At 71.4% G+C, this 7987-nt stretch carries 6 protein-coding genes and 1 pseudogene; all 7 read right to left on the bottom strand.

What is annotated here, in order from left to right; translation table 11 throughout:
- Positions 1 to 581 (bottom strand): annotated as a pseudogene (locus tag FNH05_RS26330) (hypothetical protein); the annotation flags it as partial.
- Positions 582 to 614: 33 nt separating this feature from the next.
- The gene (locus FNH05_RS26325) at positions 615 to 1619 is read right to left on the bottom strand and encodes a C40 family peptidase (protein ID WP_144591406.1); all 1005 of its coding nucleotides are present in this window, start codon (positions 1617 to 1619) and stop codon (positions 615 to 617) included.
- Positions 1620 to 1635: 16 nt separating this feature from the next.
- Positions 1636 to 2229 carry a hypothetical protein gene (locus tag FNH05_RS26320; protein ID WP_144591405.1) on the bottom strand — a complete coding sequence of 198 codons (594 nt, stop codon included), beginning with the start codon at positions 2227 to 2229 and terminating at the stop codon, positions 1636 to 1638.
- Positions 2230 to 2237: 8 nt separating this feature from the next.
- The gene (locus tag FNH05_RS26315; protein WP_144591404.1) at positions 2238 to 4310 is read right to left on the bottom strand and encodes a magnesium transporter; all 2073 of its coding nucleotides are present in this window, start codon (positions 4308 to 4310) and stop codon (positions 2238 to 2240) included.
- Positions 4307 to 7204 carry an ATP-binding protein gene (locus tag FNH05_RS26310; protein ID WP_144591403.1) on the bottom strand — a complete coding sequence of 966 codons (2898 nt, stop codon included), beginning with the start codon at positions 7202 to 7204 and terminating at the stop codon, positions 4307 to 4309. The genes FNH05_RS26315 and FNH05_RS26310 overlap by 4 nt, the downstream gene beginning before the upstream one ends.
- Positions 7205 to 7207: 3 nt before the next feature.
- On the bottom strand, positions 7208 to 7669 hold the full coding sequence (locus tag FNH05_RS26305) for a hypothetical protein (RefSeq protein ID WP_144591402.1): 462 nt from the start codon (positions 7667 to 7669) through the stop codon (positions 7208 to 7210).
- Positions 7670 to 7684: 15 nt separating this feature from the next.
- Positions 7685 to 7948, bottom strand: a complete 264-nt coding sequence (locus FNH05_RS26300) for a hypothetical protein (protein ID WP_144591401.1) — start codon at positions 7946 to 7948, stop codon at positions 7685 to 7687.
- Positions 7949 to 7987 lie beyond the last annotated feature (39 nt).

The following is a 7987-nucleotide window of genomic DNA, read 5'->3' as shown; positions in this document are numbered from 1 at the left end:
GACGACGACTGCGCGACCGGTGTGCTCCGCCACACCGGGGCGGGCGGGATGATCATCGGTGCGGCCCGCGGCGGCTCGCCGGGACCGGACGAAGTCTCGGCGGACGCGGCACTCGCGGCGCCGCGCGGCGGGATCGGATCCAGGCAGGACACCAGCACCGTGGTGTTCGCCGGGTCCTCCACCCTGCGGCCGCTGCGCTCCCGGTAGACCATCTCGCCCTCGGTGTCGAGCTCCACGATGTAGCCGGCTTCCGCGAGCTGCTCCTCGTCCAGGTCGACCAGTTTCTCCTCGCGTGAGGGCACCACGCGGTACAGCGGCCACGACAGTCCCCGGTGGGCCTGGTGGAACTGGGCGAGCAGACCGGTCAGCTGCTGCTGCCAGGGCAGCGACATCGATTCGGCGAGCGAGCGGGGCAGCACCACGTAACCCTCGCTCACTCCCGGCAGCTCTCCGGCGAGATAGTCGGCCAGCGGGGTGCTCGACGCCGGGCGCGCGGCGGGACGGGGCGGCGGGGGCGCGCCGAACAGGTCCCGCGCGTCGCTCACCCGAGGCTTGCGCCGCTTCCCGAACTTCTTAGCCACGATCCATCCCCTGTGTTGTGCCGACCTGCACGCTCACACCCCTGGCCGCACGGCCTGCGGCACGAGTTCCTTCTCCTGGAACGAAACCGACCGGACGTGCACCGGCACCCCGGTCTGCTGCGCCTCCACGATCTTGCCGTCGCCAAGGTACATCGCGACGTGGTGGATGGTCTCCGGGTTCGACGGGTCGGTCGCCCAGAACAGCAGATCACCCGGCTGCGCGTCCCGCACGGGCAGCATCGCACCATCGTGGTACTGGTCCGCCGCGACCCGGTCGAGGATGATGCCCGCCGTCCGGTAGGACCGTTGCATCAGCCCCGAGCAGTCGTACGCGTCCGGCCCCACGGCCCCCCACACGTAGGGCTTTCCCCGCTCTCCCATGGCAAACGAGATCGCGGCCGCGGCAACCTTGTTCGGCGGGAGCGCCAGTCCGGCGCTCTGTCCACAACCGACCACGTCGCCCACCTGGCCGACGTTTTCCACCAGGTACGCCGCCAACTGCTCCCAGCGGTGGTACCGCTCGGGGAAGGCCGAACGCTCCACGTCCTGGGCGGAGGCCCCCGGCCGCTGCTGGTCCCAGTCCGGCACCGCCAGCAGCACGTCGTAGAACTTGTTGATCTCGTAGACCGGGTCCTGCAACTGCTCCACGGTGCCCCAGCCCATGGACGGCCGCATCTGGAAGATGCCCAGTGAGTCCCGGTCGCCGTAGTCCAGGTTGCGCAGCCCCGACTCGGTCATGCCCGCCTGGATCGCCACCTGCCAGGCCCGCGGCGACAGGCCGCGCTGCTTGCCGATCGCGACGATCATCGACACGATCTGCCGCTGCTCGTCGCGCAGGTTCGACGCCTGCCCCTGTGCGGTCTGCACCAATCCGACCTGGGTCGGGCCGATCGCCGCGCTGCAGCCGACGCCCATCACCCCCCGCGCCTGCGCCTGCGCCCGCTGCTGGTCCGTGACCACTTTGGACACCACACCGGTGGTCATCACCGCCGCGAACAGCGCAGCGGCGACCACCCCGATCAGCAAACCGATCCGCACCCCCATCAGCCTCGCTTCAGCTCGCCTGGTCGTACTGCGAGACGCGCCAGCCGCCGTCGACCTCGCTCACCGTGATCGACAGCTTCGGACCGTCCGTCGGAACGACCACGTTCAGGGAACTGGTGAAGGAGCTGACCACCGAGGGCTCCCCGGTGACCCGGGTCGCGGTGATGTTCGAGATGTCCACTGTGGACATCGTGGCGGCCAGGTACTCCTCGGTGGTGTAGGGCCGCAACCCGTCCAGCCACTGGGCCTGCGTCATCCCGGCCGGATGGTTCACCCACGCCCGCGCCCACAGCTTCGCCACGTTCAGCGCGTCGGGGTTCGGCGCGGCCGAGGTCGGCTGCAGCAGCGGCGCGGTCAGCCGGGTGGGCATCGGGGTAGCGGCCGTGGTGGTCGCGGCGGCCGAAGAGCTCGGCGCGGCGATCCCGGCGGGCTGCGGCGACTTCCGGTCCCGCGGGCCCAGAGCCTGCGGCACGAGCACCCCGATCGCGGTGACCAGCAGGGCGACCGCGATCACCGTGCCCACCAGGTGCCGAGGGGACCGCAGCGGAAAACCCCACAACCTGCGATAGACGGCGGCACGACCGCGGTTGGTCCGAATCGGCATCGCTCACCTCACCGCACGACTCGGTCGGTGTCACGCAGGTCTTCGCGCACCTCGATGCCCCGGGACGGCCGGTACACCACGTACACCGGCTTGCCGCCGACCAGTTCGCGCTCCGCACGCCGTGGTTGCGGGGCGGCGACCGGCACGGCGAACCGGTCGGCACCGGCCGCGTTCAGCCGCGAGGGAACAACCACGGGATCGCCGAGGTCACCGTCCCGGTCGAACACCGGCGAGGTGTCCACGCGACGGCTCTGCGGCTGCGGTGGCACCCAGCCCCCGTCGGCGCGGCGCACCGTCCCCGGCGGGGCCGAATACACGTAGGCGTCGGACTGGTCGCCCGATCCCCGGCCCGCGGGCGCGAACCCGGCCAGCGTCCCCGCGCCCCCGCCAGCGGGCAGCGCGGCCCTGCTGCGGGTGCCCGGCAGGGCCCCGGACCAGGCCGCGGCCGGCCTGCCCTCCATCGGCACGGCCCCGTCGAGCCGCTGCGCGCTGGCGAACACAGTCGCCTCCGGCCGGAACCGGCCGCCGCCCACGGTCGCCCCGATCGGGCCACGGGTCTCGAGGTCGGTGTCGTCGGAGTCACGCACGTTCTGCCAGAACTCGTCCTGCGGCGTGGGCCCGGCCTTCTTGCGGAAACGGGAAAACAGCCCGCCGCTGGGCGCCGGGATCGAGGAGCCGAGCATGCCCACGGACATCTCCACCATCTGCCACAGCCGCCGCACCGGCCTGCCCACCAGGAACAGCAGGACCGTCACCAGCCCGGCCATCACCATCTGGGTCAGCATCGACAGCGAGCTGCCCGCGCCGAAGATCGCCTGCAACAGCAGGGCGTGCACCCCGGCGAGCACGGCCAGCACGATCAGGTTGAACGCGACCCCGCCGAGCACCTTCCCGACCCGGCGCAGGACCTCGTGGTGCACCAGTGCGATCAGGCCGATCAGCGGCGCGGTCAGCGCGAACAGCCTGATCAGCACCTGGGCCAGCAGCACCGAGGCCTTCGCCAGCAACTGGAACAGGGCGTAGACCAGGCTCTGCAGCAGCGCGAGGACACCGGCGCCGGTGCGGCTCCCGCCCTCACCGGTGAAGTACGGCGTGGCCGTGCCCAACTGGGTGGAGATGGTCTTGTAGGCCGCCTTCTTGCCGTCCACAACGGACTGGTTGGCGTCTTCGCCGTTGCGGATCTGGGTCCAGGTGAACGACTGCGCGTCCAGCAGCTGACGTCCGAACTGGGTCGCCTGCGCCGCGTCCGGCGCGCCGAACTCGCCCCGCAGCCAGTTGTTGTAGACCACCTGTGTGTGCAGCTCGGTCGGCAGGATCTCCCGGACCACCCGATCCCCCGAGTCGTCGACGAACCCGGCCTGGATGTTGGTGGTGGTCTGGACGATCGCCTTGTCGATGGGATCGAAGTAGCGCAGCATCGCCATCGAGGAGGCGGCCAGCCACACCGCGCCCAGCCCGTAGAGCGCCCGTTTGCTCACCGCGGACAGATCGCCCCGCCAGATGTTGCGGAACATCATGATCGCCAGCACGAGCGCGGCCAGGCCGAACAGCTGCGCGTAGATGTTGTTGTAGACCTTCTCCGCGCCGGTCTTCACCGCGTCGTAGATCGGGTTCAGCAACCCGCCTTCCAGCACGGTGTAGTGCAGCGAGTTGGTGGCGCCGACGATGTTCTTGCCGAGGTTGAACAGCTCGTTGCCCGCCCAGGTGTCGATGGTCGAGCTGGGGCTGGTGATCCCGGACAGCGGCCCGCAGTCGGTCTGGTAGACGTACCAGACCATCCCGGCGTAGCTGTAGTCCAGGTAGGCGCTGCCGTTCTCGCCGTGCGTCGCGGGCGGATCGATCGCCCCCACCATGCCCGCGCCCGGCCGCTCCGGCGTCGGCGCCTCACCGCAGGCCGCGGCGGAGGCGGGCGGCGCCGTCGCCACCGTCTGCAGGCCCAGGATCAGCGCCACCATCGCCAGCGTGGCGAAGCGGCCCGGGCGCTTCTTGCCGCGGAAGCCTCCGCGGCGGACGAAGCCCTTGAACGAATGCCACGCCGCGGCGCATCCCAGCACCAGCAGCAACGTCATGGCGGTGGTCATGCCGCGTCCCGGCCGTGGCCGCCCCGCTTGCCCGCGGTGGCGGGCTCGCCGGAACCCCCGGCCAGCCCCTCCTCGGCGAGTATCTGTTCCTCGGTCAAGCCCACCTCACGTTCCGCGGCCAGCTCCAGATCCGGTTCGAGCTCGTCATCGGGGGGCGGGACGGGCACCCGCTGCTCCGGCGCGGGCGGCTCGGCGCCCCGGGCCCGGCTGTCCGCGGGCAGGGCGTCCTTCGAGCCCGGCGTGGTGTCCAGTGCCGCGCGCAGGTGTTCCAGGTGGGGGCCGGAGAAGTCGACGCGGATGCGCTCCACGCCGCCCGCGCCGTCCCCGAAGATGAACTGGCGGGGGTCGCGGTCGCGTTCGAGCCCGCGCTGGGCACCCGGACGGCGCCCAAGCGCGGCCACGACCTGCTCGTAGCCGACCCCGACCGGCACCTTCAGCAGCCGCAGCGCGTCGGCCTGTGCCTCGTCGTCGTCGAGCCTGCCGACGAACACCGAGTCCAGCAGGGCCACGAAACCCTGGATCTTGAGGAAGTCGGCGGGAATCTGCGAGGACAGCAGGACCCGCACGTTCCACTTTCGGGAGTCACGGGCGAACCGGTTCATCAGCACGCGCCCGGTGGGCACCTCCGACAGGAAGAACGCCTCGTCGATCCAGACGCCCTTGCGCTGGTCCTTCGGCTTCTCGTAGACGGAACGCTGGGTGAGCCAGGCGGCGAGGTTCAGCATCTCCACGCCGAGCGCCTCGGCGTCGGTCCAGTGCTCGCGGCCGACCCCGTCCTTGGGCAGGGTCAGGCCCGCCATCGTCAGCACGGTCAGCCGGTCGTCCCTGGTCTCCGAGTACGGATCGGCGTCGTCCTCCGGGATGAGCAACGACATCCGCTCCCGCATCTCGTCGAGGAAGTCCGCGACCACCACGGCGTGCTCGTGGTGCTCGCTCGAGTCCCGCCGCAACGCGTCGATGACCTGGCCGGGGTCGGCGTCGTAGCGACCGCCGACGGCACGGACGGCGCGCAGCAGCACGATACGGCTCTGCGGCATCCGGGAGACCTCGTACGGCAGCACGCCGATGAGCACGTCGAGCACCAGGCGACGCCGGGTCGCCCCGGCGAGCGCGCGCTCGCGGCGCCACGCCCGCTCCGGATCGTCCTCGTCGAGGAAGTGCTCCAGGAGCGGCTCGGCCACCACGCGGTACGGGTTGAGGATGCCGGGCTGCGCGTTGAGCAGGTTGATCGGCCTCGCGTAGGGGCGGATCTCGGGCAGGTCGCACAACCGCGACAGCGGGCCGGACGGGTCGAGCAGCGTCCAGTGCGCCCCGGCCCGCAGCGTCTTGTAGACGATGCCGCCGCCCAGGAAGGACTTGCCGCCGCCGAGCCCGGCGACCATCGCGGTCAGGCCCGAACCGTCGCGGATCTCCTGCGCCATCCACGGGTCCCAGGCCACCGGGCGCCGGGTCGCGGTGCAGGTCTCGCCGAGCAGGATGCCGCGCCGGTCGCCGACCTCCGCCGTCGCGGTGGGCACCGCCGAGGCGGCCCAGACCACCGAGCCGCGCCGCATGTACGCCGACGAGGACAACGGCTCACCCGGGATGAACTCGCGGGCCAGTGCGTACTGCGCCTCGGGGTGTTCGATGGCGATCTTCGGCTTGTACAGGTCCAGCAGTTGCTGGGCCAGGCGCAGTGCCTCCCGCTCGGTCGGCCCGGACACCGCCAGCCGCCACCAGGACCGCACCCTGGTGGCCAGCGCGGTGAAACCGGAGGTCATCTCGTCGTCGATTTCGAGCACCCGCGAGGCCTGCCGCGCCAGCGACTGCGGCGGCTCCAGCTCGTGCTCGTCGGTGTAGTGCTTGACCTGCGAGCGGACCTTGTTCATCTGGCGCTGCAGCTCGCCCGCCACTTCCTCCGGCCGCCGCACGTAGATGCGCGCCGACCATTCCACCGCCGCGGGCAGCCGGTCCGCGTGCTGCACCCACGGATCGTCCACCTCCGGGATCTGCAGACCGTGCATCTGCCCCACGGTCAGCACCGCGACGTGCCGCTTGATCCCGGCGTTGGAGCCGGTGCGCCCGCGCACGGTCAGCGTGGGCGCGTACGGCTCGGCGTGGAAGTCCGCGGCGTCGGTGAAGCTGGCCAGGTCCTCCGGCTCCCACGCCGAACCCGGCACGGCGGGCAGGTTCCTTGGCGCGGGCAGGCCGAGCGAGCAGGACCGGTGCATCAGCCAGGACATCTCCTCGGCGTGCACCGGGCGGCCCTCCAGCCCGGACGAACCGATGACCTGGTCGAGGTGCTCGACCTCGGAGTCCAGCGCGGTCAGCTCCGCGTCGACCGCCTCGGGCAGGATCCGCCGCAGCAGCGGGGCGGCGCTTTCCACCGCGCGGTCCACCATGCGCCGCGTCTGCACCTGGACGCCGAGGTAGACCTCCTTCTCCGCCATCGAACGGCCCATCAGCTGCTGCTGCTCGCCGATGAGGTAGTCGTCGAAGGACAGCGCGCCCGGCGTGTCCTGCGGCCTGCCGACCGCGTTGTGCACGTGCGCCTCGGCCCACATGCGGATCGGGTACGGGCGCGTCGTCACGCGCAGGTGCAGCCACCGGCCCTGCAGCTCGGCGTACTGGCCCGCGATCGCGGCGATCAGGTCGCGGCGCTGCGAGTCCGAACGGAACGACCAGCGCTGCGGTGCCAGCCGGTACCAGGCGTAGACCTCGTGCCCGGTGCGCAGCAGGTGACCGTCGATGCTGCGCGCCGCGATCGAAGGGGTGTAGGTCGGGATGGCCTGCTCACCCGGCAACCGCCGGTTGGCCTGCTTCGGCTTGGCCGGCGTCGCACGGCCCGGCCGCGGCTGCCACTGCTGCGCGGCTCCGCGTGAGTCGTGTTCCCGGTCCTTCCGGCGACCGAACAACGGTTACCTCCTCGCCGCAGCCGCAGCGCGACCCCGGCGTGCTCGTGACGTGTCTGGGCTCGGCTGGTAACGCACGGGTGCGGGCCGGCGTTTGTTTCGGGGCAACGGCCGCTCCGCCCGCACGCGGAGCTTGGTCGCGGTCACGGCGCCGCCGTCGCCGCGGGGACGTTCGCGGGGCGTGTGCAGCTCGCGCAACCACATGGTGAACACCGCGCCCAGCGGCCGCTCGTGACTGATCTTGCTGGTGATCAGCCGCGTGATCGCGATGGTCGCGACGAAGGCCCACGCGGTCGAGAAGAACCCGAACCCCACCCCGAGCTGCCGCTCGACGGTCAGCACCACGAGGAAGACCGCGATGCCCACACCCCACGCCACGTAGCGGGCGCGCCAGGGAAACGTGGCCTTGGGCGGGCCGAGCCAGACCGCGTCGACCCGGTAGACCTCGTCATCGGTTCGAATCCGCACGAGCTCCCCCGCGTGCTAACCGGTGAACAGGCCGGCGATCCACTCGCCGACGTTGACGCCCAGTCCGCTGACGGCAAGGCCGATCACCGCCAGCGCGATCACGACGCCGGCGAGGCGGCGCATCACGCCGGCGTTGTCGCCCTTGCCGCCGCCCAGCCAGAGCAGCAGCAACGCGACGGCCAGCAGTACCAGCGGGATGATGTTGTCGAGCATCCACTGCTGGACGCCTCGGGTCTTGATCTCGCCCTGTGCCAGTTGCACAAGCGTCATCATGGTCATCGCGTACTCCCGGGTGCGAGGAGTGTGGTGGTCGGGTGG

The sequence above is a fragment of the Amycolatopsis rhizosphaerae genome, assembly GCF_007713715.1.
Lineage (GTDB): Bacteria > Actinomycetota > Actinomycetes > Mycobacteriales > Pseudonocardiaceae > Amycolatopsis_E > Amycolatopsis_E rhizosphaerae.
Note: the sequence above shows the minus strand (reverse complement) of the source record. Positions and strands in the feature narration are given on the sequence as shown.